The 24965-nt window shown below is 43.8% G+C and carries 24 protein-coding genes; all 24 read left to right on the top strand.

Annotated elements, in window-relative coordinates; translation table 11 throughout:
• Window positions 1-11: 11 nt before the first annotated feature.
• The 24 genes from WCX72_RS11655 (at window position 12) to WCX72_RS11540 (ending at window position 24928) form a co-directional block, all read left to right on the top strand.
• Complete coding sequence (locus WCX72_RS11655; protein WP_345969917.1) at window positions 12-1736, top strand: SLC13 family permease; 1725 nt, start codon at window positions 12-14, stop codon at window positions 1734-1736.
• A gap of 14 nt (window positions 1737-1750) precedes the next feature.
• Window positions 1751-2347: an adenylyl-sulfate kinase gene (gene cysC / locus WCX72_RS11650; RefSeq protein ID WP_345969916.1), complete on the top strand. Its 597-nt coding sequence runs from the start codon at window positions 1751-1753 to the stop codon at window positions 2345-2347.
• Window positions 2340-3113 carry a 3'(2'),5'-bisphosphate nucleotidase CysQ gene (gene cysQ / locus WCX72_RS11645; RefSeq protein WP_345969915.1) on the top strand — a complete coding sequence of 258 codons (774 nt, stop codon included), beginning with the start codon at window positions 2340-2342 and terminating at the stop codon, window positions 3111-3113. Before cysC ends, cysQ begins: the two co-directional genes overlap by 8 nt.
• Window positions 3114-3182: 69 nt before the next feature.
• A complete protein-coding gene (rfbA, locus tag WCX72_RS11640) occupies window positions 3183-4073 on the top strand; it encodes a glucose-1-phosphate thymidylyltransferase RfbA (RefSeq protein WP_345969914.1) in 891 nt (296 codons plus the stop codon).
• Entirely contained in the window at window positions 4070-4681 is a 612-nt protein-coding gene (gene rfbC / locus WCX72_RS11635) for a dTDP-4-dehydrorhamnose 3,5-epimerase (RefSeq protein ID WP_345969913.1), read from the top strand. Before rfbA ends, rfbC begins: the two co-directional genes overlap by 4 nt.
• Window positions 4674-5549, top strand: a complete 876-nt coding sequence (rfbD, locus tag WCX72_RS11630; protein WP_345969912.1) for a dTDP-4-dehydrorhamnose reductase — start codon at window positions 4674-4676, stop codon at window positions 5547-5549. The genes rfbC and rfbD overlap by 8 nt, the downstream gene beginning before the upstream one ends.
• Entirely contained in the window at window positions 5546-6559 is a 1014-nt protein-coding gene (gene rfbB, locus WCX72_RS11625) for a dTDP-glucose 4,6-dehydratase (protein WP_345969911.1), read from the top strand. Before rfbD ends, rfbB begins: the two co-directional genes overlap by 4 nt.
• A complete protein-coding gene (locus WCX72_RS11620) occupies window positions 6559-7896 on the top strand; it encodes a flippase (RefSeq protein ID WP_345969910.1) in 1338 nt (445 codons plus the stop codon). Before rfbB ends, WCX72_RS11620 begins: the two co-directional genes overlap by 1 nt.
• A gap of 112 nt (window positions 7897-8008) precedes the next feature.
• Window positions 8009-8854: a sulfotransferase gene (locus WCX72_RS11615; protein WP_345969909.1), complete on the top strand. Its 846-nt coding sequence runs from the start codon at window positions 8009-8011 to the stop codon at window positions 8852-8854.
• The gene (locus WCX72_RS11610; protein ID WP_345969908.1) at window positions 8851-9390 is read left to right on the top strand and encodes a hypothetical protein; all 540 of its coding nucleotides are present in this window, start codon (window positions 8851-8853) and stop codon (window positions 9388-9390) included. The genes WCX72_RS11615 and WCX72_RS11610 overlap by 4 nt, the downstream gene beginning before the upstream one ends.
• Window positions 9391-9442: 52 nt before the next feature.
• Window positions 9443-10399, top strand: a complete 957-nt coding sequence (locus tag WCX72_RS11605; RefSeq protein WP_345969907.1) for a glycosyltransferase family 2 protein — start codon at window positions 9443-9445, stop codon at window positions 10397-10399.
• Window positions 10383-11417 (top strand): sulfotransferase, encoded by a 1035-nt coding sequence (locus tag WCX72_RS11600; RefSeq protein WP_345969906.1) that lies wholly within the window; start codon window positions 10383-10385, stop codon window positions 11415-11417. The genes WCX72_RS11605 and WCX72_RS11600 overlap by 17 nt, the downstream gene beginning before the upstream one ends.
• 1 nt (window position 11418) lies before the next feature.
• Window positions 11419-12297: a sulfotransferase domain-containing protein gene (locus WCX72_RS11595; protein WP_345969905.1), complete on the top strand. Its 879-nt coding sequence runs from the start codon at window positions 11419-11421 to the stop codon at window positions 12295-12297.
• Window positions 12294-13460: a glycosyltransferase family 4 protein gene (locus WCX72_RS11590; RefSeq protein ID WP_345969904.1), complete on the top strand. Its 1167-nt coding sequence runs from the start codon at window positions 12294-12296 to the stop codon at window positions 13458-13460. The genes WCX72_RS11595 and WCX72_RS11590 overlap by 4 nt, the downstream gene beginning before the upstream one ends.
• A 49-nt stretch (window positions 13461-13509) precedes the next feature.
• Window positions 13510-14346 (top strand): sugar nucleotide-binding protein, encoded by an 837-nt coding sequence (locus WCX72_RS11585; RefSeq protein WP_345969903.1) that lies wholly within the window; start codon window positions 13510-13512, stop codon window positions 14344-14346.
• Window position 14347: 1 nt separating this feature from the next.
• Complete coding sequence (locus tag WCX72_RS11580; protein WP_345969902.1) at window positions 14348-15379, top strand: GDP-mannose 4,6-dehydratase; 1032 nt, start codon at window positions 14348-14350, stop codon at window positions 15377-15379.
• Window positions 15380-15397: 18 nt separating this feature from the next.
• Window positions 15398-16429, top strand: a complete 1032-nt coding sequence (locus WCX72_RS11575) for a dehydrogenase (RefSeq protein WP_345969901.1) — start codon at window positions 15398-15400, stop codon at window positions 16427-16429.
• Entirely contained in the window at window positions 16414-17019 is a 606-nt protein-coding gene (locus WCX72_RS11570; RefSeq protein ID WP_345969900.1) for a D-sedoheptulose 7-phosphate isomerase, read from the top strand. Before WCX72_RS11575 ends, WCX72_RS11570 begins: the two co-directional genes overlap by 16 nt.
• Complete coding sequence (locus WCX72_RS11565) at window positions 17019-17708, top strand: nucleotidyltransferase family protein (RefSeq protein ID WP_345969899.1); 690 nt, start codon at window positions 17019-17021, stop codon at window positions 17706-17708. The genes WCX72_RS11570 and WCX72_RS11565 overlap by 1 nt, the downstream gene beginning before the upstream one ends.
• The gene (gmhB, locus tag WCX72_RS11560) at window positions 17705-18229 is read left to right on the top strand and encodes a D-glycero-beta-D-manno-heptose 1,7-bisphosphate 7-phosphatase (protein WP_345969898.1); all 525 of its coding nucleotides are present in this window, start codon (window positions 17705-17707) and stop codon (window positions 18227-18229) included. The genes WCX72_RS11565 and gmhB overlap by 4 nt, the downstream gene beginning before the upstream one ends.
• Window positions 18230-18607: 378 nt before the next feature.
• Window positions 18608-19753, top strand: coding sequence for an O-antigen ligase family protein (locus WCX72_RS11555; RefSeq protein WP_345969897.1), 1146 nt, complete (start codon window positions 18608-18610; stop codon window positions 19751-19753).
• Entirely contained in the window at window positions 19750-22080 is a 2331-nt protein-coding gene (locus tag WCX72_RS11550; protein WP_345969896.1) for a hypothetical protein, read from the top strand. Before WCX72_RS11555 ends, WCX72_RS11550 begins: the two co-directional genes overlap by 4 nt.
• Window positions 22081-22094: 14 nt before the next feature.
• On the top strand, window positions 22095-23186 hold the full coding sequence (locus WCX72_RS11545; RefSeq protein ID WP_345969895.1) for a DUF1972 domain-containing protein: 1092 nt from the start codon (window positions 22095-22097) through the stop codon (window positions 23184-23186).
• 425 nt (window positions 23187-23611) lie between these two features.
• Entirely contained in the window at window positions 23612-24928 is a 1317-nt protein-coding gene (locus WCX72_RS11540) for a sugar transferase (RefSeq protein WP_345969894.1), read from the top strand.
• The last annotated feature ends 37 nt before the right edge of the window (window positions 24929-24965 follow it).

The raw sequence follows: 24965 nt of genomic DNA, 5'->3' as shown, positions 1-24965 counted from the left end.
CCATGAGTGTCATGCTGGTACTGTTTTCGCTTGGAGGGTTGATCGCGCTGCTTATCCGCGGCACCTTCCGTCCGGGCGTGCTCTTTTTCGGTCTGTTGATGCTCTACTACCTTACCGGGCTCATCGAGACCAAAGCGATGCTGCACAACTTTGTCAATCCGTCGCTGATCGTGCTGGTACTGCTGATCGTCATTTCAAGCGTGATCGAGCGTACGGCCGTCGTGGAGTGGCTGTCGCATGCCGTCTTCTCGCCGAACCGTTTCGCCTCCATGTTGCGATTGACGGGGCTGACATCGCTTTTTTCCGCTTTTTTGAACAATACGGCCGTTGTCGCATCGATGATGAGCATGGTCAAAAACAATAAACACGTCGCCCCCTCCAAAGCGATGATCCCGCTTTCGTATGCGGCGATCTTCGGCGGAACGATGACGCTGATCGGCACGTCGACCAATCTTATCGTCAACGGCTTCGTCGTCGATGCGGGACTCACACCGCTGTCCCTGTTTGATTTCATCTATGTCGGACTCCCGCTGGCCGTGGCCGGGGGGCTCTTCTTGAGCCTGTTCGGGTCAAAGCTGCTGCCGACCTATGCGGCAAAGGGGCGTGCTCAGGAAGAACGCTATTTTCTTGAGGCGCGGGTCGGTTCCGATTCGCCGCTTGTCGGAAAGACGATCCAGGAGAACGGTCTGCGCAGCATGGAGCAGCTCTTTTTGGCGGAAGTCATGCGCGGGGATCGCCTGATCTCTCCCGTCACGCCTCGGGAGGTGCTGCAGGCGGGGGATGTCCTGATCTTTACGGGCAATATGCGCGACGTTCAGGAGCTGAACCGTTTCAAAGGGCTGGCGATTTTCGACAACAAGCGCTGCCCCCTGCAGGACAATCTGACGGAGGTCGTCGTTTCCCATGAATCGGCGCTGGTGGGCTGCACCATCAAGACGGCGGAGTTCCGGACAAAGTTCGATGCGGCGGTCGTCGCGGTACGGCGCGGAAGCGAGAAACTTTCCGGCAAGCTGGGCAATATTGAGCTGCAGGCGGGGGATACTCTCCTGCTGACGGCGGGAGAGGACTTCTCCAAACGCGAGAATCTGAAAAAGAATTTCTATTTCGTATCGAACCTGTCGCTCAATCATAAATTCGATACGAAAACGAGTCTGCTTATTCTGGGCCTTTTCCTCGGCGCCATCGTCTTAAGCGCAACGGGAGTACTGCCCTTTTTGAAAGGCCTTTTCATCTTGCTGGGTCTCTTCATCATTTTTAAGTACTTGTCGCTGCGCGATGTGAAAATGACGTTCCCCTTCGAACTGGTACTGATCATCGGTTCGGCGCTGGGAATCGCCCAGGTGCTTATGAACAGCGGCGTCGCGGAGATGCTGGGCAACGGGATTAAAGAGGCGACGGGGAGCATGGGAATATACGGCACATTCGCCGCCGTCTACCTTATGACGTTCCTGTTGACGGAGATCATCACGAACAACGCCGCAGCCGCCCTCAGCTTCCCCGTCGCCTATGCAACGGCAACAGCACTGGGCGCCGACCCTATGCCCTTTATCATGGCGGTCGCCTACGGCGCAAGTGCCAGCTTTATGAGCCCCTACGGGTACCAGACGAACCTGATGGTCTACGGTCCCGGCGGGTACAAATTTGCGGACTTTGTCAGGATCGGATTGCCGGTTTCGGTGCTTTACAGCGCACTAGTGCTGGCACTGGTACCGATATTTTTTCCGTTCGGCAATTGAATCAAGGAGAGTTAATGGAGAACATTGTTTGGCATGATCACCATGTTACGATGAACGAGCGCGCGGCACTCAAGGAGCAGAAGCCCTGTGTGCTGTGGTTCACGGGACTGAGCGGATCGGGCAAAAGTACGATTGCCAATGCCGTCGAGGCGAAACTGCTGGAGATGGGCAAACACACCTACCTGCTCGACGGGGACAACATCCGCCACGGTTTGAACAAAGGGCTCGGGTTTTCCGACGAAGACCGCATCGAGAACATCCGCCGCATCGGCGAAGTGGCGAAACTTTTTGTCGACGCAGGCGAGATCGTGCTGACGGCTTTTATCTCGCCCTTTCGAAGCGACCGGGAGCAGGTACGCTCCCTCGTCGGTGCGGGAGAGTTCATCGAAGTCTTTATCGATACGCCGCTGGCCGTCTGCGAAACCAGGGACCCGAAGGGGCTCTATAAAAAAGCCCGGGCCGGAGAGATCCCCAACTTTACGGGTATCGACTCTCCCTACGAAGCGCCGGAAACGCCGGAAGTGCATATCCGCAATGACAATATCCCCGTCGAAGAGGCCGCGATGCAGGTTATTGACTATCTTGAAACCAAAGGACACCTGAATGCTTGAAAAGATCGAACTTGATGCCGTTGTCGCCATCGCCCAGAAGGCGGGGGACGCCATTATGGACGTATACGAAAAGGATTTCGGCGTTGAATACAAAGACGACAAGTCGCCGCTGACCGAGGCGGATACGCTCTCCAACGAGATTATCTGCAGCGCCTTGACCGCGCTCTATCCGGAGATCCCTTTGATGTCGGAAGAGAACAAGGAAGTGCCTTTCGAGGAGCGTAAAGGGTGGGAGTACTACTGGTGTATCGACCCCATTGACGGCACGAAAGAGTTTATCAAGAAGAACGGTGAGTTCACCGTCAATATCGCGCTTATCCATAAAGATGCACCTGTCCTCGGCGTTGTCTACGCTCCGGCCCTGGGCGATATGTACAAGGCGAAAAAGGGGGAGGGTGCGTTTAAAAACGGCCAGAGCCTGCCGCTGAAACGCAACCTGACCCCGGAGATGTACCTCAATGTCGTCGCGAGCAAGTCCCACCTCTCGGAAGAGACCCAGGCGTTTATCGATGCGTTGGCGAAGACGACGGAGGAGATCCACCAGGTCTCCAAGGGAAGCTCGCTCAAACTCTGCATGGTCGCCGAGGGCGAGGCCGACGTCTACCCGCGTCTTGCCCCGACAATGGAGTGGGACACGGCCGCGGCGGATGCCGTCGTGCGCGAAAGCGGGAAGATGACCTATCAGTATCAGTCAGACGCTGAAGCAGACGTACCGATGGTATACAACAAAGAGAACCTGCTTAACCCCTGGTTTGTTGTTAAATAAAGTCAATTTTAAAATAGATTGTAATCGTTTGGAAAACTATTTGCAATACACTTCGCGGAAAGGATCACTATGAAGGGAATCATTTTAGCCGGCGGCAGCGGGACGCGCCTCTACCCGATCACCCAGGGGGTGAGCAAGCAGCTGACGCCCATTTACGACAAGCCGATGATCTATTATCCGCTCTCCGTTTTGATGCTTGCGGGGATCCGCGAAGTCCTGATCATCTCCACCCCCAAAGACCTTCCCCGTTTTCAGGAGCTGCTGGGAAGCGGTGAAGACCTTGGGATGGCGTTCACCTACGTGGAGCAGCCTTCACCGGACGGTCTCGCACAGGCCTTTATCCTCGGCGAGGAGTTCATCGGCGGCGACGATGTTTGCCTCGTGCTGGGAGACAACATCTTTTACGGACACGGGTTTACCTCTTTGCTGAAACAGTCGGTGCTCAACGCGGCGCAGGAGAGCAAGGCGACGGTTTTCGGCTACTATGTCAAAGACCCGGAACGCTATGGTGTCGCGGCCTTTGATGCAGAGGGCAACGTCACGAGCATCGAAGAGAAGCCAAAAGCGCCGAAGTCAAACTATGCCGTCACCGGGCTCTACTTCTACCCCAATTCCGTCGTCGAGATCGCCAAGAATGTCAAGCCCTCCGAGCGGGGCGAACTGGAGATCACGACGGTGAACCAGACCTACCTCGACCAGGGAGCGCTGAAGATGGAAGTCATGGGCCGCGGCTTCGCCTGGCTCGATACTGGTACACACGAAAGCCTGCTGGAAGCTTCCAACTATATTCAGACTATCGAGAAACGTCAGGGGCTCAAGGTCGCGTGCCTGGAGGAGATCGCTTTTGAGATGGGCTACATTACCCAGGCGCAGCTTGTCGAACTGGCGCAGCCGCTCAAAAAGAACCAGTACGGACAATACCTGCTTCATAGAGCCAAAGAGGGGATCGTAAAACGATGAACTTTGTCCGTACCGAAATCCCCGACGTTATTATCATTGAGCCGACCGTTCACGGTGATGCACGCGGTTACTTTGTCGAGACTTTCCGCCAGGACAGCCTCGAGGCCTTTCTGGGCTTCAAGGTGAACTTCTGCCAAGACAACGAGAGCAAATCCTCCTACGGCGTACTCCGCGGTTTGCATTACCAACTCCATCCCGCCGCACAGACAAAGCTGGTCCGCGCCATAAAAGGACGGGTCCTTGACGTCGCCGTCGATATCCGCAAAGGGAGTCCCACTTTCGGCAAACACGTCGCGGTGGAGCTGACGGAGGAGAACAAGCGCCAGCTTTTCGTGCCGCGCGGTTTTGCCCACGGCTTCGTCGTCCTTAGCGAGGAGGCGATCTTCGCCTACAAGGTCGACAACTACTACTCTCCGGAGAACGACCGGGGCATCGCCTTTAATGATCCGGCCATCGGGATTGACTGGCAGATTGATCCGAGCGGATTGAAGCTCTCCGACAAAGATACAAAACAGCCGCTGCTCACAGAGGCAGATGCGCTTTTCGATGCGGAGATGGACTACTACACTCCAGGGGTACTTCCCCACCAAGGCTCACCGCGTGTCTAAGCATGTTCTAGTCACGGGGGCGAACGGCCAGGTCGGCAGCGAGCTGCGTGCGCTCTCCTCTGTACATAATGATATGACCTGGACCTTCGCGGAGCGCAGCGACCTCGATCTTGCCAGCAAAGCAGCCATTGATGCCTACTTTGCTGACAGGAGTTTCGACATCATTGTGAACTGCGCCGCCTATACGGCTGTGGACAAGGCCGAAAGCGAACCAGAAATGGCCGATGCCATTAACCACAGAGCCGTAGAGGCGTTGGCGCAGATTGCCAAGGCCCAAGGGGCCTCGCTGATCCAGCTCTCGACCGATTACGTCTTTGACGGCTGCAACTTCAGGCCCTACGCTGAAAATGACCCTACCGATCCCCAGGGGGTCTACGGCCGGACAAAGTGCGACGGCGAGAAGGCGATACAGGCTATCGCTCCGGCGAACAGTGCGATCATTCGGACGGCCTGGGTCTATTCATCATTCGGCAACAACTTCGTCAAGACAATGTTGAGGCTGGGACGGGAACGTGACGAGCTCGGTGTTATCTTTGACCAGGTGGGTTCACCCACTTATGCCCGGGATCTGGCGCAGGCGATCATCGAGATCATCCCGAAACTTGACCACCCGGGTGTCGAGATCCTGCACTATGCTGACGAAGGTGTCTGCAGCTGGTATGACTTTGCCAGGGCGATCTTCGAACTAAGCAGCGTGGAGTGCAGCGTCAACGCCATCGAAACGAAAGAGTACCCCACCCCGGCCAAACGGCCCCACTATTCGCTGCTGAACAAAGCGAAGATCAAAGCAGACTACGGCATCGCCATTCCCTACTGGCGCGATTCACTCAAGACGTGTCTGGAAAAACTGAAGGAAGAAAACGTATGAAAAGCATCCTCGTCACCGGCTGTGCCGGGTTTATCGGTTCGAATTTCGTCCCCTATTTCATGGAGAAGTACCCCGACTACCACATTGTCAATCTCGACCTGCTGACCTATGCCGGAAATCTGGACAATCTCAAAGAGGTTAAGGGCGACGAGCGTCACACCTTCGTCAAAGGCGACATCTGCAACCGCGAACTTGTCGAGTACCTCTTCACTACCTACGACGTCCGTGGCGTTATTCACTTTGCGGCAGAGAGCCACGTGGACAACTCTATCAAGAATCCGGGCGTTTTTGTACAGACAAACGTTAATGGCACCTTCACCCTCATCGATGTTGCCTACAAACAGTGGATGGAAAAACCATTTGTCTATAAGGAAGGCTATGAAGGGTGCCGTTTCCACCACATCTCAACCGATGAGGTCTACGGGACACTCGGGGCAGAGGGGCTCTTTACCGAAGAGACTCCTTACGCGCCGAACTCTCCCTACAGCGCCTCCAAAGCGGGCAGCGATATGGTCGTTCGCAGCTACCACCACACCTATGGTATGAACACGGTCATTACCAACTGTTCCAATAACTATGGCCCGAAGCAGCACGACGAAAAGCTCATTCCGACAATCATCCGCAAAGCACTTGCTGGGGAAGAGATTCCCATTTATGGTGACGGCAAGAACATCCGCGACTGGCTCTACGTGTTGGACCACTGTAAAGGGATTGACCTTGTCTATCATACAGGGAAAAACGGTGAGGTCTACAACATCGGCGGCCGCAACGAGCGGACAAACAACTATATTGCGGACAAGGTGTGCGAGATCCTGGATGAACTCAATCCGACAGCAGCGGGGAGCTACAAGGAACTGATCCACTATGTCGAGGACCGTGCCGGGCATGACCGCCGCTATGCCATCGATGCAACGAAGATCGAGACGGAACTGGGCTGGAAGGCTGACGAAAACTTCGAAACGGGTATTGTCAAAACCATCGAATGGTATCTGGAGAAATACAAAGTTTAATGATCGCTAAGCTTCGAAACAAACTCAACACTGACATTCATCTAAAAGAGATATTGGCCGGTAGTGCTGTGACATTTGTTTTGAAGATGTCAGGAATGATGCTTGGTTATATTGTTGTGCTTATCATTTCACGTCAATATGGTGCAGAGGGCATCGGAATGTACAACCTTACGTTGAGCATAATGACTTTTGTGGCGATGATCGCCGCAATGGGAATGAACGTTTCAATATTACGTTATGTTGGACAGTTCAACAAGTCGGGCGAAGAAGGGAAGCTGAAACTTCTTTACCGCTACTCGGTCGAAATGGTCGTGCCTTTTTCACTTATTCTTGCCGGTATTCTTTATTTTTTTGCGGAAACTATTGCGATTAATGTGTTCGATAATTCGGTCTATGAACCTGCATTGCAATTCGCGGCATTCATCGTGCCGTTTATGGCTTTACAGAGTATTAGCGTGGAGTACATTCGGGGACTAAAAAAGCTCAAGGTTTCCGAGTTTTTGCGAAGCGTCAATCGCCCTATGATCAACATCGCCCTACTATTTGTCATAGGTATATTCGTGTTTGATCAGATGCTTCCACTTTATACACTTGGTGTTGGAATTATTGTGAGCACTTTTATTGGATTATTTTATATTAATAAAAAAATAAAGTATTACGAAATTAATAATATTTATGATTTTTCTAGAAAGGAACTCGTATCTACATCAGTACCAATGTTGGTCACGACAATTGCTTCATTCATAATTGGAAATATTTCTTTGGTATTACTAGAAATTTTTTCCACTACAGAAGAAGTTGGAATTTTTAGTGTGGCGTTTAAAATTGCTACATTTATCAGCTTGTCATTGGTAGTTGTTAATAGTATTTCTGCACCAAAATTTTCTGAGTTATATTGGGAGAAAAAATATATACAACTGCAAAATGTCATAAACCATTCATCTCGACTCATTTTTTTTAGTTCTTTTGCAATGATGATTATGCTAATTGTATTCAATGAGAAAGTAATGACACTTTTTGGCCCCAAATTTGTTTCAGGGAATATGATTTTGATCATTTTAACGATCGGGCAGATGATCAATGCCGCCACAGGCTCTGTAGGTGTTTTTCTTAATATGACCGGATATCAAAATGTCTTACGCAATATAATCCTTTTTGCAGCAGGGATTAGTATTCTTTTGAACATATTACTTATCCAAAGTTACGGCATGTTTGGAGCTGCCATTGCAACAGCTGTTGGGACCTCTATTTTGAATATTGTTGCTGCGATATATGTAAAAAGAAAATTGGGATTCACGACATATTTTAATTTAAAAAGCCAGACCAGTGAAGGATGACTTGTGAGCAGAGTTTTTTGCCATCTTATGCGACATGCTTGTTTGCCTTCGAAAATAAGAAATTAGATACGAGTAAAACTAGAATATGAGTTCAATAAAAGGAAAAAAATTGTTGAAACAAATTGGTCAGCCAGTCATTATTATTGGTATGCACAGATCAGGTACAACAATGTTGACAGGTTTCTTGAGTAGTTACAATATTTTCATGGGCAATGTTGTAGAGCAAAATGGAGAAGCAGTTAGTTTTCTACGATTGAATGAACAACTACTTCATAAATGTCAGTCATCATGGAATGATGACAAAGACATTACTCAATGTATTTCTAAACGAAAAAATGAATTTGTAAAATTATTTAAAGATACAATGAATACTTCATCGTTTGAGAAAAATTTTTTTGGGGATCATGCACTTGATTTGGATAAAAATTTTTCTTGGGGCTGGAAAGATCCAAGAAACACATTGACATTAGATGTCATTAAAGAAGTTTTTCCAAAAGCAAAATTCATTCACATACATAGGAACCCTGTTGATGTAGCAGCAAGCCTAAGAAGTCGTGAACGAAGATTTTCTTTGAACGGAAAACTGAAGTGGTATTACAATGTAATGAAAAACCTTATAAAAAGAGGCGTATATATTCGTCGTGCACCTGAATTAGAAGAACTATCAGCCGGGTTCAAATTATGGAAGAAATATGTCTCTCAAGCGATGGATTTTGATGGAGAAATTATTCATCTTAGCTATGAAAGTTTTTTAGTAGAGCCTCAAAAAAATTTTGAAAAAATTTGTCATTTCCTGGGTATAGAATATCAAAAGAAAAAGATTGAAGAGATATGTCAATTTATAAATCAAGATAGAAAGTTTTCTTTTGTTTCGGATGACGAATTAATTGAATTCTACAAAAAGATTCAGACCGATCCAATGCTTCAAGCACTGGGGTATGAGAACATATTGAAATGAAAACGTTAAAACAATTTTTAAAAAGCGTTAATTGGTTGATTTTGTCATTCACCTCACATATACCATCACGAACCATACGCAATGCGGTTTTGCGTATTATGGGTATGAGGATTAATAATGCAATTATATATGGGACATTTCACATTCGAGCACCGCATAAAATTAGTTTAGATGAAGGCACTGTAATTGGGCATGGAACAACTCTAGATGGAAGAAATGGAATAACAATTGGTAAAAATGTAAATTTTAGTTCTGAAGTAATGGTTTGGACGATGCAACATGACTATAACGATAAAAAGTTTTGCTCTTCAGGCGGACCGGTGATTATTGAAGACTATGCATGGATTTCAGTCAGAGCCATCATATTGCCCAATGTTAAAATCGGAAAAGGTGCGGTTGTGGCTGCTGGTGCAGTGGTGACAAAAGATGTCCCACCTTTTACAGTTGTAGGTGGTATTCCAGCAAAAAAAATAGCTGATAGAAGCAAAGATTTGGAATATAGCCCAGCACAAAATGGTGGATTGCCATTGATTTGATGATTAGCAGCAAATATAGAAAACATTATTTGTGCGCTCAGAAAAGGTCTCGATGAAAACAAATACTCAACCAAAAGTAGCAGTGGTTCTACTTAATTACAAAGGTTCGGAAGACACGATTTCCTGCCTGCATAGCTTACAAAAAGTCACCTATCCTAATTATAGAGTTGTTGTAATAGATAATGATTCACCTGATGACTCTATGAAGCAGATTCAGGACTATCTTCAATCACAAATTCCTGATGACTTGGTCGTATTCAAATCTCTCGATGAAGCCATGTCTCGCTCTGATTCCTGTGCTAAATACACACTTTTACAAAGCGGTCAGAATGGTGGGTATGGCTATGGGAATAACGTTGGAATCCAGTTTGCTTTACACAATGGAGCAGACTATGTGCTAATACTCAATAATGATATTTTTATTCCTGATCCGGGTTTTATTGAACCGATGGTACGGCTTTGTGAAAAGGATCAGACGCTAGGTGCCGTTTCAGGGAAGATTTTTTTTCATGACAGACCCGATATTGTTTGGTTTAATGGAGGGAAACTTGATCCGTGGACAGCACGGGTGTCACATTTTGGCTTCAATCGTTTGGATGGCACTGAGAATGTGTTGAAAGACAGTACTTTTTTGAGTGGATGTATGTTACTGGTTCCACGAAAAACTATTGAAATAGTAGGTTTGTTTAATGAGGATTATTTCATGTATGTAGAAGATCTTGAATTTGTTCAGCGCATCCTTAATGCTGGTTTGAGTCTTAAAGTAACTCCTTTGTCACGAATTGAACACAAAGTTGGAAGCAGCTCGAACGGGAGATTATCCCCTTTTTCTATCTACTATACACACAGAAATAAAATAGATTTTATCAGTAGGTACATAGGTTATCCTCAAAAGGTGACAGCTTATACCTACACATTCGTAATTTCTCCGTTGCGTTTTATATACAAAGGACGTTTAGATCTATTTAAGGCAGCAATAAAAGGTTTGTTTGATGGTTGTAGAAGGTAGAGAAATGATCTTCGTTGTTGGAAACTCACGTAGTGGAACAACTATGATGGGACGAATTCTTGGGAGAAATAAGGATGTTTTTACATTCGGAGAACTTCATTTTTACGGCATGATGTATGATCCGGCAAAGGAGAAGAATGCAAAGCTTTCCTTTGATGATTCCGTGCAGCTCTTTTCGAGGTTGCTGTGTTTGCAGCGGGAAGGTTTTTTTTCTGAGTGTTCATCATTGGAGTCATACTATGATGAAGTGAACTCTGTACTTGATCAGACCATTGAATATCGTAACGAAGAAATATACGAAATCTTTGCATTATATGAAACACAAAAGCAGCATAAGACGATCCCATGTGAACAAACTCCCAAAAATCTTTTTTTTCTGGAAGATATCTTAAAACTTCCATTGGATGCCAGGATTATTAATATGGTCCGGGATCCTAGAGATGTACTTAATTCGCAAAAAAACAAATGGAAAAGACGTTTTCTTGGTGCAAAACAGATACCGATACGTGAGGCTGTTCGTGCCTGGTTCAATTATCATCCTATTACGATTGCGTTAGTTTGGAAAGCAGCTGTCAATGAGTATAAAAAACAAGCTAGGCAAAGGACTGAACGTCTTATGTTAGTGCATTTTGAAGAGCTGCTTCTGAATCCGGAGTCGGAGCTGAAAAGAATCTGTGAATTTCTCTCTATAACATATGACCTGAAAATGTTGGACGTACCGCAAGTGGGCTCATCGGACGGGAATGATTCCGAAGAAAAGGGAATTAACAAAAAACGGCTCAATCCATGGAAACATTCGAAAAGTCTAAAAAAAACCGAAATATATTTGTGCGAAAAATACTGTGGAAAAGAGATGAAAGCGATGGGATACGAGCTTTCAAATGTTAGACCTAATCTGCTTTTACTAATGATCTATTATCTGTCTTTCCCGATAAAAATGGGCATGGCGCTGCTGTTAAATGTCAAGAGGATGAAAAATATGATGGCGACCATAAAAACCTACTTGGCTAAGGACTAAAATGCTTCCAAACTTTTTCATTGTAGGTGCTCCAAAAGCGGGTACAACTTCACTTTACCATTATTTGTCCGAACATCCCGAGGTATTCATGAGTGAACCAAAAGAGGTGAATTTCTTCTCAAAAGAAGAGATAGAAGCACAGGGGTTGTATTATGATGATTTCAAGGCAGGAAACCTTGCAAAATATGAAGCGCTTTTTGAAGATGCTGGTACAGCGAAAGCCATAGGTGAAGGAAGCGTTTCCTACCTGTTCTATCCTAAGACACCACAAAAACTGCACGATGCAATACCGGATGCGAAAATCATCATTTTACTGCGAGACCCTGTTGAACGTGGATATTCTCATTACCTTATGGATTATAGACTTGGTCTGGTATCACAACCCTATGAGGAAGTAGTGCATCAGACTGGGAACCACAAGCATAAAAAACTTTACTATCAACAGTATGTCGCTCTGGGGCTCTACTATGAACAAGTCAAACGTTATCTCGATCTTTTTGGTCTGAATCAGGTCAAGATCTATTTTCAGGAGGATCTGCGTAAGGACACAGAGGGTGTCATTCAGGACCTCTACAAGTTTTTGAAAATCGAAACAAACACTCAGCTTGACCTCGCACGTGAACACAACGCTTTTTCCATGCCAAAAAATGCATTAATACACAGGTTGTATAGCTCAAGGAATATTCGTAAGACTCTGTCCGCACTCTTGCCCGATGCAGTGAAAGAAATAGTGATGAACCGACTGTTTGAACGAAAGAAAAAACCGCAACTCGATCCGGAACTTAGAAATGAACTTGTGGCAATTTATCGTCCGGATATTGAGAAGCTGGAAGCTCTTCTAAACAAAGATCTTTCTCACTGGTATAAGGAACAAGCATGAAGTATATAGCAATTATTGAACCAGTGGGTGGACATGGTGGGATGGATTGGTATGACTTCAATATGTTAGATTCTATAAGAATGCAAAATGGGTGCAGTGCTTTGTTATATACCTGCGATGCAACTGCCGAACATGAAGCTGTTAAACACATTTACAAAAATATTTACGGCAAAACAAATAAGCTGATCCGAGGTTGGAATTATGTGAAGGGAACGTTTTCTGCTTTACTCAATGCAAAAGCAGAAAAAGTAAAGATTATTCATTTACATTTTATTGATTTTGGTTTTCTTGAATACTATAACTTGCTTTTGGCTAAAAGAGTGTTTGGTTTTTGTGTTGTAGGGACAGTGCATGATGTTGAATCTTTTGAAAAATATGCTAAAGGCGATAGTTCGAAACATGAATATGAAAAGTTCCTTACTCTACTAGATGCGGTTGTGTTACACACTGAATACGCCAAACGTGAATTGGTAAATAACCTGAAACCTAGCATAGTGGAGAGTAAGAAGATAGAAACCATTTATGGACCTGATTTTGATTTTGAAAGTTTAGACTCTAACTTTATTGAAAAAAAAATTGCTAGGGAACATCTCAATCTGCCACAAGACAGAAAAGTTATTTTGTTTTTTGGGCAGATAAAAAAAGTTAAAGGGCTTGACCTCTTGCTAAAAGCCTTGGCGGAGGTGATAACAAAGGAACCTTCAGCGCTTCTTGTCATTGCCGGCAAAGTTTGGAAAGATGATTATTCTGAATATGAAAATATTATTGAGAAATACGGACTTGCAAACTATGTCGATCAGCGGATTGGGTATGTTGATAATGACGATGTGCCTCATTATTTCAATGCAGCCGACCTTGTTGTTCTCCCATACAGGAAGATTTACAACAGTGGTGTTTTAATTCGCTCTATGAGCTTCGGTACACCGGTACTCGCTTCTGATTTTGGACCGTTTAAAGAATTCATTATTCCTGGTAAGAATGGATTTCTATTTGAAGCTGAAAATGTAGAAAGCTTGGCAGAAAATTTGCATGAAATAATGGCTGATATGACATCGTTAAAGCAGGTCTCGCTTGAGGAAAGGGCTAGTATTAAAGAACATTTTGCATTAGATTCAATTGGGAAGCAATATTGTGATTTATATGAATCAGTATTAAATATGTAATAACAAAGCACTAAAATTAATTACAATATAATTAGTAGAAAGGGAATTTTTGAATCTTGTCATTGGAAGAAACGGTCTTATAGCTAGTGAGTTGATTCGGCGGGGCGGGTATACATTTACTACTTCGACGATAAATGGAGAAGGTTTTTTTTTAGATTTGTCTGCTCCTGAGTCTTTTGATTATCAACAGATCAACAGTGAGACAAAAGTTATTTTTCTTGCTGCTATTTCTTCTCCGGATAAATGCGAGAATGATTTTGAAAACGCATACAGTGTCAATGTGACTGGTACTAAGTATTTCATTGAAAAAGTACTTGAGAATGGGGGGAAAGTATTATTTTTCTCTAGCGATGTCATTTACGGCAATACAACAGAACCGGTTAATGAAGATGCTCCTACACACCCCTTTGGTGAATATGCAAAGATGAAAGATGAAGTTGAAAAAGCTTTCGCGGGTAAAGATAATTTCAAAGTATTTCGATTGTCATACGTACTATCGCAGGGTGATAAATATTTGCAATACCTTCAAAACTGTCTGAAAGAGAATAAAACAGCCGAGGTGTTTCATCCATTCTATCGGAAAATAGTATACATGGAGGACGTTTTGGACGCCATTGAGGCAATATTGCAGAAATGGGATGCATTCCCAAATCAAAAGTTCAATATCTGCGGGAATGAAAACGTGTCGAGGAAAGATATTGCAGACTATTTCAATGAAGCAGTAGGCAATAATTTGAATTATGTATTAATTGAACCGGATGAGAATTTTTGGATGGCAAGACCAAAAAATATCGAGCTCGTGTCACTATATCTTGAACAACTTTTGGGTAGAAAACCAATCAAGATACGTGAAGCGGTACACAATATAGTAAAAGGAAAAAAATAGCATGACGAAAAAAGCATTGATTACTGGGTTTACAGGGCAGGTCGGCTCACAAATGGCAGATTTTCTTTTGGAAAAGACAGATTATGACGTTGTTGGAATGATGCGTTGGCAAGAGCCTATGGAAAATATATATCATCTGACTGAAAGAATCAATAATAAAGAGCGCATAAGTGTTTATTACGCCGATTTGAATGATTGTGCGGCAATGGCAAGAATGCTCAAGGATGTTCGTCCGGATGTTATTTTCCATTTGGCAGCTCAATCCTTCCCAAAAACTTCGTTTAATATCCCTATTGAAACCCTCCAAACCAATATTATCGGCACGGCAAATCTATTGGAAAATATTCGACAATTAAAAGAAAATGAGAATTATGATCCAGTTGTACACGTTTGTTCGTCTAGTGAAGTATATGGTAGAGCTAAACCAGGTGAAGCTTTAGCCGAGGATACAAAGTTTCACGGGGCAAGTCCTTATAGCATTAGTAAAATAGGAACCGACTATTTAGGGCAATTTTATGGTGAAGCTTATGGCATCAAGACTTATGTGACGCGCATGGGGACCCATACGGGACCGAGACGTAGCGATGTGTTTTTTGAAAGTACGGTTGCGAAACAGATCGCTCTTATTGAAGCGGGGCTTCAGGAGCCCATTGTGAAAGTAGGCAATTTGGCTAGTGTCAGAACATTTCAGGATGCGCGCGATGCAGTGAGAGCCTATTATTTGCTGTCGTTGGAAAGTGAAAAAGGGAATGTACCTTGCGGGGAAGCTTTCAATATCGCGGGAGAGGAAGCATATAAGCTGCCGGAAGTCATTGATGTTCTTTTGAGTTTCAGTACACGGGATGACATTACAGTTCAGACGGATACCGACCGATTACGGCCGATTGATGCTGACTATCAGATGTTTGATAACACTAAGATCAGATCATTTATTGATTGGAAACCTGAAATTTCTACGAAAAAAATGTTCGAAGATTTACTCAATCACTGGCGGGATGAGATCAAAAGCGGTCGTGTCCCTTTGAGCCGCTAAGAACAAAGGTATACATCAATGATAATAAGATCAAAAGCACCGCTTAGGTTGGGATTGGCAGGCGGAGGGACAGATGTTAGTCCCTACTGTGACGAATTTGGAGGGGTGGTACTCAATGCGACAATTGATATGTATGCTTACTGTACCATCGAGGTCTGTGATGAGGAGAAGATTGTTTTTGAGGCTGCAGATAGGAACGAGAAAGTTGAATACAAGGCGACGAGTTCTCTTCCTATTGACGGTATGCTTGATCTGCACAAAGGTGTTTATAACCGGGTAATACGGGATTTCAATGACAACAAACCGCTCTCGTTCAATATGACGACGTATTCAGATGCGCCCGCAGGCAGCGGACTTGGGTCGTCATCGACGATGGTAGTAGTCATACTCAAAGCTTTTGTGGAGTGGCTCAATCTTCCTCTGGGTGAGTATGATATTGCCCAACTGGCTTACGACATAGAGCGTAAAGACATAGGCCTAAGTGGTGGGAAACAGGACCAGTATGCCGCTACATTCGGCGGGTTCAACTTTATGGAGTTTTACGAAAAAGACAGGGTCATCGTAAATCCGTTGCGGGTAAAGAACTGGATCATTGATGAGCTGGAGTCGTCGATGGTACTCTTTTTTACAGGTGCTTCGCGCGAGTCGGCCAAAATTATTGATGAACAAAAAAAGAATGCCGAAACAAAACAGGAGAAATCCATTCAGGCAATGCATGAACTCAAAGCAGATGCCTATATTATGAAAGAGGCTATCTTAAAAGGAGACATATCCAAATTCGCTGAAACGCTCGGTAAATCCTGGGAAGCCAAGAAGCGGACGGCCGTTTCGATATCAAACAGTCATATTGATCAGATATACTCCGCAGCGCTTGAAGCAGGTGCATATGCCGGAAAGGTTTCCGGTGCAGGAGGCGGAGGCTTTATGATGTTTGTCGTCAACCCGGTTAAACGACTCCAGGTTATTGAGAAGCTTAATGCCTATGACGGCGGAAGAGTGATGAATTTTCACTTTGTAACAGAGGGAACGAAAGGATGGAAAATATTGTGATGCAAACATTTATTGATAATCAGATTGACAAGTCGTACAAGATCAAGAAGGCGATCTTGGAAGATAGAGAACTGAGTGACTTGATACGTGAAGTGTCAGCGAAGTGCATAGAGGTTTACAAGAACGGCAACAAGACACTGATTGCGGGCAATGGCGGCAGCGCGGCGGATGCGCAGCATATCGCTGGGGAGTTTGTGAGCAAGTTCTATTTTGACCGGCCGGGACTCGCGTCGATCGCGTTGACAACGGATACTTCCATTTTGACAGCGATCGGGAACGATTACGGGTATGAAAAACTCTTCTCACGCCAGGTACAGGCGAACAGTGTTGAAGGTGATATGTTTATCGGCATTTCAACCAGTGGTAATTCGCAGAATGTTGTAGAAGCTCTGAAGACCTGTAAAGAAAAGGGGATTGTGACCGTTGGGCTGACGGGTGAAAATGGCGGAAAGATGGCGGAGCTTTGCGATTACTGCATCAAGGTGCCTTCGAATGAAACGCCGCGTGTTCAGGAAGCGCATATCCTTATTGGGCATATCATTTGTTCTGTTGTCGAAGAAGCGTTGTTCGGCAAAGGCTTTGAGGCGTAATGGAAGCGATCGTTCTCGCCGGTGGTCTTGGTACGCGGCTGCGGAGTGTCGTGAGCGAGCTGCCGAAACCCATGGCCCCCGTGGGCGGCAAGCCGTTTCTGGAGTATATTTTTCAGTATTTAAAGAAAAACGGCATTGACCGTATTATCCTCTCTGTCGGTTACAAGTGGGAGAGCATTAGGGACTATTTTGGCGAGGCATATGAGGGTATGGCACTCGTTTATAGTGTTGAAAACGAACCTCTTGGGACCGGAGGCGCGATTAAAAAGGCATTCGAGTCTGTCAAAAGCGAAAACGTATTTATCATTAACGGCGATACTTTTTTTGATGTCCCGCTCCAAACGTTAAGTGACCAATTGAAGCCAGAGAGTAAATTGCTGCTGTCGTTGAAAAAAATGCACCGTTTTGACCGTTACGGCTGTGTCGAAAGCGATGCCACCGGCAGAGTGACGGCTTTTACGGAAAAAGGCTGCCGTGAAAGCGGCAATATCAACGGCGGGGTATATCTTGCATCTGCGGATCTTTTTGAGAGCTTTGATCTGGACGAGAAATTCTCGTTTGAAGCTTTTATGGAAGAGTACTTCGATGCGTTAGGTGTCCGTGCCGTGGTTTTTGACGGTTACTTTATTGATATCGGTATCCCGGAGGACTACTCCCGGGCAGAAGACGAGCTGAAAGAGCACGTGTGAGAAAAGCACTTTTTCTTGATCGTGACGGTGTAATCAACAAGGAAAAAAATTACCTCTACAAGATAGAGGATTTTGAATTCATTGACGGTGTCTTTGAAACCTGCCGCACTTTCCAGGAAAAAGGGTATCTCATTATCGTTATTACGAATCAGGCGGGGATTGCGCGGGGGAAATACACCGAAGATGATTATCAGCAATTGACTCGATGGATGATTGAGCGTTTTGCAGATGAAGGGGTTACAATAAATGCTGTTTACCATTGTCCCCATCATCCGGATTTTTCAGGTGAATGCAGTTGCCGTAAACCGGAGCCTGGCATGTTGGAAGAAGCGAAAGCAGCCTTTGATATAGACATGGCCTCTTCAGTTTTGGTGGGGGATAAAGAGAGTGATATTGAGGCCGGATTACAAGCGGGTATAAGCGTGAATATATTAGTTAAGAGTGGGCATCAGGTTGATGCAGAAGCGACCAAAGCCAAACATGTGCTGCAAAGTATCAAAGAACTGATATTAATAGACTAAGTATGGGGTCAAAATGGGTGAAACAATAAAAGTTTGCATTAGGCTATATAGAAAGAATACACATAGGATCAGTAGTAGTGGTATGTAAAGAAAAAAATACTCTGCAATCAATTTGTAGTTAAAATTTTTTTTGATGATATATTATAACGAGGTTGCTGTAGCAACTAATTTTGTCTTGGCAGTTTACGAGAGAAGGGCATTTTGATATTACAAAGAAAAAAACAGTACACGGTCTTTAAACTACTTTTGGTTTTGATCATTCTTTGGCCCTCGTATGTTGTAATAAAAATTAGTGCATTGCCTGGCTTAAACCCAGAACGGTTGTTAGATATATATTTTTTCATAATGGTAATTCTATTTTATGCTTATTCAAGTAAGGTGAAAAAAGAAGTTAATGACTATTTTCGGCACTATAAACTATTTTTTTTATTGATAGTCATATTTTATTTTATCTTATTGGCAAGCAGCGCGCTATTTTCATTGAACCATATAGCTTCAACAGCAAACAGCATCATAAAAATATTTGGACAGATGTTTTTGTTATTAGTTACAGTTGTTTTTGTTGATAGGGGTCATATAGATAGGCTGATAAAATTAATTTTGTTTTTGCAACTGATTGTTATCGGATTGGCATTTCTGGAGTGGCAGTTTAAACAACCTTTATTTTCAATTTTTTCCGCATTCAATGAGAATCTAAGAGAGGCATTGGCTAGTGGGAATTATAGAGACACAAAGTATCGTGTAATATCGACTTTTCCTCATTCTTTAGTCTTGGCACAATATCTACTAATGCTGCTTCCATTTAACCATTATTATTTCAAATATTCTACTTCTAATGCCAAGTTTATTTATTTATTGAATATATTGATGACTCCATTGATTCTTTATATGACAGATTCAAGAATGGGGATGGCTTTGTATATTTTATATTACTTTTTCATTTTCAATTTAAGTGCCATCAAATCAACGCTTTCAAAAAAAATACAATATTTTTTAAAAAGGGTTCTTTTTAGGTTGTCAGTTTTATTATTCATTTTATTAGGTATTGTTTTCATTGTCAACTTTGATACCTATGTAAATAATGCTTTGGAATTAGTGGCTTTATCCGCTGACGAATCGGAAACGACAACCAACAGTACAAATGCAAGACTTCTTCAACTCATGATCGGAAGTGAACATGTTAGTTGGTTCGGACATGGTAGCCTTGGGACGATAGAAATTATGGAACAATATTCTATGAAAGCAATGGACAACTACTATGTATCTATTTTACTAAATACCGGTATTGTTGGCTTAGGCCTATCACTCCTTTTTGCTATAGTGCTATTTAATTTTATTATTAAATTTTGGCGTGTTCATAAGATAATGGAGCCCTTTTTCTTTTTCTATTTAAACTTCTATCTCTTTATTCTTATTCTTTCTATCGACTATATGTGGACACTCTATTATGTATTTTTAGGGCTATTGTTTATTATCATAAAAAACGACAATCTTGAGGGGAAACGAATAAGTAAAGTAATATGAGACAGGTTGTCAATGTTTTTCTGTTCTTCATGTATTTCTTAATTACTCAATCCAGTCTTTCAAGCGAGACCACTAAATTAGGATCTGGATATGAGGAAAAACTACCTTATGAACATTGGGAAGTAATAGGTCCTGGATTTACGAATGTTATTTCAAATGCAGTCATCAGGGATGATGACATATATGTGTTGATTGACATCGGTGGTCTAGTGTATTCAGGTAATAGTGGCAAGTCATGGCAGCACTTAACCCATTACGATAAGGATGGTGTCACCACTCGTAGATTCTTTGATTTTGATGTGTCTCCTACTAATACAAATATAATTGCAATTGCAGGGGATGGCATTTTTCTAACGAATGATCATGGTCGAAAATGGGTAAGCATAGAGGATGGCTTACCTATAAAAGAATATGGGAAAAGAAAGAATTCATTTTCACAAATCAAATTCAGTTGCAATGGGAAACGTGTTTTTGCGGGCATTGGAACCAAGATATTTATGCCAATTAAACATATTGAAAGAATGCTTCTTCAAGGTAGGTCAGAAAAATATCTATACGTGATGGATGTCAATACCTCTGTATTCCATAAAATCAATATTGATATTGAGGGTAAAGATTCAGTAGTAAAAAAGATATACCCTCATCCCTATCAGTCGAATATATTGTATGTTTCTTTTGAAGATGGTAGTTTTTATAAAAGTTTAAATGCTGACGGTCCGGTAGAAAAAATACGATTTCAGCGTATACTATTGCCACATGGTTATTTTGTACGTGATTTGGTCATTTCCTCAGTAGAAAAAGACACACTGTTGATGTCATTGACAAGTTTGAAGCATAAGAGCAATTCAATATTGTGCAAAGTCAAAACAAACTCCAGCAATAAAATACATCTTGAGAGGATAGATCTTTATTGTCTTTTTGGGGTTTTCCCATGCAAAATAAAAGACACGATGTCGGTTGCCCTTTTGCCGGGAAGCACAACAAAACTATTATTTGGATCATCAAAAGATAGTAGTGTTTATCTTTATGATCTTGTGTCCAACAAAACTATGACTTATGATTTACCGGAAGAGTTGTATGCTGATTTCGGACATTTTTACGGAGCAATCGAGCGTGTCTTTACTGGTACTGGCCCAAATATTCTATTAACCTCCAAGATTGGCGCATGGCTGTCCAAAGATGGATTAAAAAGTTTTGAACCTTTATGGATGATTTTTTCCAATAATCTCTTTGGCAATAAAGGAGTAAGTGCTATAGGCAATGTCGACTCATTGTCTATTACTAATAACTATATTTATGCAGGGACATACGATCATTCTGCTTGGCGATTTGATGTCAATAGTAGTTATGCTTCTCCGCTAATCACGAAAATACCAAAAACAATGCGACTTGGGAAATGGTCATGGCTGGGGACACATGTTTTTGCATCTGAAGATGATCAGTTTATTTACATCGAAGATGATGCACGCTCTAACAAATTTTCAGGGCATCATATGAATCAAGATAAGAAGTTTTTTTTGTCAAAAGATAGGGGAGAAACATGGACAGATATAACACTGCATTTAGGCAAAGGTGAGATCTTTCCAGGGGGTAGTCTGCTGCTCAAAGTCTTATTTGAAAAGAAAGATTCCCAACGTCAGTGGTGGTTGTTTAGCGATGAACTGTATAGAACTATAGATGGGGGACAAACATTTACATTAGTAAAAAAATTGCGCTTGCAATATATAAAACAGAAAATCGTTTTTACTGATATAGCCTTTGATGATAAACACGAAATAGTTTATTTATCTTCTTCTGTAGGGGATGCAAATATTGGGAGTAAACTGAATAGGCTCCAAGACCCGGCGGCACTCTACAAAAGTATAGACAACGGAAAGTCATGGCATGGTTGCGATGTTGGACAGGATTCTATTAAAAGTCTGGCATTGAAGACAGACGGAGCCCTTGTTATTGGCACAATGAAGTCGCAAGATCAACCTGGGCGTCTTATTATTCTACCTTATGGGGAGGCTTATTCAAAAGAGCATATTAAAATGCAGGTAGGGAGTAATAAGGGAGAAGTGATGGCAAATCAGTTGAGTTTTTGGCCTGTTATTGTAGATGGTAAGAATATCCTAGTATATTCTAATACGAATTGGGTGCTTAACGATGAGTCATTCGCACAAGGACCATTTCTTTCAAGAGACAATGGAAAGACTTTCTTCCCAGTCAAATTCGACCTCCCAAATACAAATATATATTCTGCTGCTATGAAAAATGGTCTCATTGTATTGGGGACAACATTTGGTATTATGCGGTTGAAGTTTGATGAAAACAAAAAATATTAATTAAGGTTTATATCGTGAATATAGGAATTTTGGGGACACGGGGTATTCCGAACCATTATGGTGGTTTTGAGCAGTTTGCGGAGTATCTTTCGGTCGGATTGGCAGAAAGAGGGCATGATGTTACAGTGTACAACTCTCATACCCATCCTTACCAGGAAAAAGAGTGGAATGGAGTGAACATAAGGCACATCTACGATCCTGAAAATAAGATCGGCACGGCGGGACAATTCATCTATGACCTGCTCTGCATCAAAGACGCGCGGAAACAGAAATTCGACATTATTTTGCAGCTGGGATACACAAGCAGTTCAATTTTCTTCTGGTATTCGCCCAAAAGTTCCATTCTGGTGACCAACATGGACGGCCTGGAGTGGACCCGATCCAAGTACAGTAAAAAAGTTCAGAAATTTCTGGAATATGCAGAGTCTCTCGGGGCGAAGATGAGTGACTATCTTGTGGCGGATTCCCTGGGTATCCAGGAGTACCTGAAATCAAAATACGCTCTGGACTCCACCTACATCCCCTATGGTGCGCATGCCGTAGAGCATTTTGAGGAAAGCGTATTGGCAGAGTTTGGAGTTGAGAAATACGGCTACAATATGCTCATTGCCCGTCTGGAGCCGGAAAACAACATTGAGATGATCCTCGACGGCGTTGTTGCATCCAAAAGCAACAAGCCGTTTCTGGTTATCGGGAAGCATGAAACGGGATTCGGAAACTACCTGAAATCCAAATTTACGGATGAACGCATTCAGTTTGTCGGGGCTGTTTACGACATTGGAAAACTCAATAATCTCCGTGCCTTTTCCAGTCTCTATTTCCATGGTCACTCTGTAGGGGGGACAAATCCCTCTCTGCTGGAGGCGATGGCCTCCAACGCGCTGATCTGTGCGCATAATAACCGCTTCAACTCCACTATCCTGGGGAATGATGCTTTTTACTTCGCAACATCGGATGAAGTAGCGGGTTATCTTGATAAGACTAATAAAGAAGACTACCAGAACTATTTGGCGGCAAACATGCAAAAAATACGGGACATCTACTCCTGGCCGAAAATCGTTGACAGTTACGAAGAGCTCTTTCATGGGTTATTGGCCAACAAATAGTCCTCTCTGTCGAACGTGCACTTCTCTTGGACTGGTTTGAAGAGCCTGTGTCGGGAAACGACAAGAAGATTCAGTACTCATTTGCAGTAGTCGGAGCGGGATACACCTATGAGTTGATATCTATCGGACTTGTTCCTGCAATAGAATGGCAACATGGAAACAGGGCTCGTGGACAATATTTCTTTCGGCAAAATCTGCTTTTTCCACTGATAGATAGGTCTGAACTCATACACATTACACAACCCCGTTACGAATCATCATCCGAACTTTATATGTGTACAAGCATGGGAAGTGGCGAGCCTTCTTGGCGGGGCTGACGTAAATGAGTGCGGTGGTTTATATGGGCGAAAACTAAGTGAATTGATTGTATAAATGCCCTTTCAGTTTTTAAATATTAAAAAATAGATAAAAATAAGAGGTATTGTATGAGAGAGGATTCTGCGCGTCTGGTATTGATGCTTTTTGATGCCGCCGGGGTCTATGTCAGTATTGTGCTTGCTTATGTCTTTGTCTGGTGGTTAGAAGAGGATTCAAATGCTGTTCCCGGGGATATCAATCACTACACGGATAAACTGATCGTCTACATCCTGGTGATTTTGACGTTCATCACGTTAAAACTCTACCGCTATCGCCGTGACTTTTGGGACGAAACCCGCCTCATTCTCAAGGGGCTCGGGCTGTCGTTTTTCATGGTCCTCTCTGTGCTGGCACTGAACAAATCGGTAGCGGACTATTCGGACGGTATCATTATCCTCTCATACGTCTTCATGGGCTTCGTGCTTCCCTCGACCAAGTTTGTTTTGAAACGCTACTGGAACGTTTTCGGCCTGTGGCCAAAAAAAGCCTCTGTCATTTCGGGCAATTCGAAGATTGGGGACATCATCTTCGGGAACCGCTATCTGGGGTATGTTAAAACAAGCCCTGCACACTCGGATGTCGTCTTTATGGATACCTCCGGCAATGCGAAAGATCACATTGAGGCACGCCTCTCCAAACTGGTGCGTCAGAAAAAGAAGATCATTTTTATCCCGCTGCTTAACAGTTTCGACTACACGCGTGCGGGGATCGTCAATGTCTTCAATGCCCGTACCAATATGATCGTTTTGGAAAACGCGCTGCAGAAACGTTCGAACATTATTTTGAAGAACAGTTCCGATGTTGTAATGAGCATTCTGCTGCTGCCTCTGCTTGTCCCGGTTTTTGCGTTGATCGCCTTTTTGATCAAGCGGGAGGAGCCGAAAGGGAGTGTCTTCTTTAAGCAGGAACGGCTGGGCAAGAACGGCCGTACGTTTGTCTGCTATAAGTTCCGTTCCATGCGTGAAGACGGGGACAAGGTCTTGGAACAGTATCTGCAGACGCATCCTGAAGAGGTTGAGAACTACCAGGTTTACCACAAATACGAGAATGACCCCCGTATTACGAAGATCGGAGCCTTTCTGCGCCGGACCTCGCTGGACGAACTCCCGCAGATCATCAATGTGTTGCGCAGCGAGATGTCGCTTATAGGCCCGCGCCCCTATATGCTTAACGAAAAAGCAAAGATCGGCGCCGATATCGATCTGGTATTGGCGGTCAAGCCCGGGATCTCCGGTCTTTGGCAGGTCAGCGGCCGCAGCGACGTCGATTTTCATTCCCGCGTGGCAATGGACGTTTACTATACTCGGAACTGGCGATTGTGGATGGACTTTGTCATCTTCTTCAAAACGATCAAGACCGTACTTGTCCGTGAAGGTGCAAGCTAGGCAGGCCCAAACCTGGATCCGTATCGGTTAAAGGAAC

The sequence above is a fragment of the Thiomicrolovo immobilis genome, assembly GCF_039645955.1.
GTDB lineage: Bacteria > Campylobacterota > Campylobacteria > Campylobacterales > Sulfurimonadaceae > Thiomicrolovo > Thiomicrolovo diazotrophicus.
This window is presented reverse-complemented; position numbering and strand designations above follow the sequence as displayed.